3 protein-coding genes are annotated in these 2,368 nt (G+C 43.2%); 2 read left to right on the top strand and 1 reads right to left on the bottom strand.

The window, feature by feature from the left end; translation table 11 throughout:
• Positions 1–728: hypothetical protein (locus MRT15_RS11020; RefSeq protein ID WP_304330242.1), on the top strand; the 728-nt coding region annotated here is incomplete at its 5' end.
• On the opposite strand, the gene MRT15_RS11015 is transcribed toward MRT15_RS11020, so the two are convergent.
• The gene (locus tag MRT15_RS11015) at positions 718–1,188 is read right to left on the bottom strand and encodes a CBS domain-containing protein (protein ID WP_304330241.1); all 471 of its coding nucleotides are present in this window, start codon (positions 1,186–1,188) and stop codon (positions 718–720) included. The genes MRT15_RS11020 and MRT15_RS11015 overlap by 11 nt on opposite strands.
• A gap of 56 nt (positions 1,189–1,244) precedes the next feature.
• On the opposite strand from MRT15_RS11015, the gene MRT15_RS11010 reads away from it, so the two are divergent.
• Positions 1,245–2,368 (top strand): SLC13 family permease (locus MRT15_RS11010; protein WP_304330239.1); only part of this gene is annotated, 1,124 nt, incomplete at its 3' end.

The raw sequence follows: 2,368 nt of genomic DNA, 5'->3' as shown, positions 1-2,368 counted from the left end.
CAAGTTTAAGAGAGCTTATGGAATCACTCAATGCAAGTTCAGGGAGCGTTTACTATAACATTGAACTCTTGGGAGACCTTGTAAAGAGGGATGTGGGTGGGAAATTCACTCTTACCGATAGGGGGTGGATGGCTTATAGGCTTCTCATGGATGGTAAGGAGAGGATTTCAGAACTAAAATACTATTCTAGGATCCCCATCCCCCTAAAAGTTAGATCCAAACTTTCCACAATTCTATTTCCAAGATGGCTACTCTTCTCACTCTATGAGGGGAAAATCCTAAGATTAATAATCCCCATAATAGTTTTAGCCTTCGGCTTCTTCACATGCTACTGGACTAATATTGAATTATGCCTATTCTCAGCTTCATACAAACCTCTACAATGGCCCATATATACTGGTTTAAGATTCTTAGCCTCATGGCTTATAGTTTACTTTGCCTTCGACATCCTCCCACTCCTAATTCATGGTAGGGTTGGCGGTAGAGGTATACTATTCTTCGGTTTATCCATAGCCACAATCCCACTAACCATAATACCATACATAATGATCTCCAATTTAAACTTCACAATTCAAGGAATCCTAATAATTGCCTTACAGTTCTCCTCATGCCTCCTAGCCTCCAGCACAGTTTCAGCTGCTAAGGGGCTTGGTTTAGAGAGAGCATTCCTTCTCACAGTGCTCATCGTATACTTGAATTTGACGTTAAATGTTGTTTTCAGGTTTTAGCAATCTCCTTTAAAGCCAACTCCATTATAACCCTATAATCCAATTCCCCCAACACTTCCCCATTTGCCGATAAAACCCATACGGTGTCCACCCCCCTCCTAACCATCTCCCTAGCCGCATCAGTTACCGTGGCATCCTCCGGTATTGTGGCTGGAGGCTCTGCAAAATCTATTGCCCTAACCCCCAAAACCTCCCTAAACTCCACCTCCAACTCCTCCGCCAAATCCTTCAGCTCCCTCGTCTTTAAGAGTATCCACTTCAATATCTTATGTATCGTGATCATCCCAATAGGCTTCCCATCCCTACATAATAGGTACGTGTGTCTCCCTGGACTATACGTGGCCATCTCCATAACCTTCCATATTGGGGTTTCAGCATCTATTACATTGGATACTGGCCTCATATACTTTGCAACTTCCTCTCCCCTCAATTCCTGCAACTTCTCAGTTTCCTCGCTCAAAACCTTACACCAATACTTTTATTTTGTTGACTGTTATTAAATGTTTCCGGGATTTCATGGTTGAGTTAATAAGGATTCTCCGCGGGAAGCTTGGTGCACTGATAATTTCACCATTAGCCTCAGCAGTCTTTGGCTTTGTCCTCGGATTCAATTCCAAGCAGATCATTGCCCTATCACTATTCGTTGTAACAGTTCTCGGAGCCCTCCTATACTGGGAATATAAGCTCATAATCTCACTTTTCAGCATCTCATTAATTCTAGGACTTGGAGTCATTAATGTGGAAACATTCATCGAGTCTGCAGAGTTCAATATAATCCTCTTCCTTGTCGCCGTCAGCATCCTCGTAGCCCCACTTAAACGCGTGGGATTCTTCAAATGGTTCTCCATGATCATACTTAAGCTATGCAACTTCAGTTTTAAGTGGTTTATGGTTATTATGGCGTTTTCCTCAATGATCTTCGCATGCCTCATGGATGAAGTTTCCTCAATAATCTTCATGTCCACCATAGTCTTAGAATTTGCAGAATTTTTCAACTTCAATCCAGTCCCCTTCATACTTCTCATCATAATGGCCACCAATATTGGTAGTAGTGGCACTGCTCTAGGTAATCCCGTGGGATTGCTCTTGGCTTTCGAAGCTAAGCTCAGCTTCTCAGAATTCTTGAGGTGGAGCTTCCCAATAGGCCTCCTATCAGTCTTCATCCTCTGCATCTACTTCATGAGGAAGAGGGGGACATATGTGATTGAAGCTCAAAGCTCAGTGAATAAGGTTTTACAGGAGAGTGGCAGGATTGTGGATGTAGCATCATTTGTAACTGATTATAGGAAGCTTGTCTACGCAGTCATGATATTCCTATTCTCAATTCTAGGTGTAGCTTCCCACAGCTTCTGGGAGCATACCCTTGGCTTAGGGGAGGGAACTATGCTTCTAGGCTTCGGATTTATTGGCGCCTCATTATCCCTAATCCTATATAGGGAGGATGCTAAGGAGATTGTGGAGGGGGAGGTGGATTGGTGGAGCCTCCTATTCATAATGTGCATTTTAGGTGAAGCCGGAGCTTTAAAATATACTGGAGTTACCGCTAGGCTTGCGGAAATGGTCCTCGGAGTTACTGGTGGGAGTAGCTTCTTAATCTTCACAGCATTCTCATTATTCACCTTCACACTTTCACCATTCCT

It is taken from the genome of Candidatus Culexarchaeum yellowstonense (assembly GCF_024707025.1).
GTDB lineage: Archaea > Thermoproteota > Methanomethylicia > Culexarchaeales > Culexarchaeaceae > Culexarchaeum.
The sequence above is the reverse complement of the archived record's forward strand: the minus strand, read 5'-3'. Positions and strand labels throughout refer to the sequence as shown.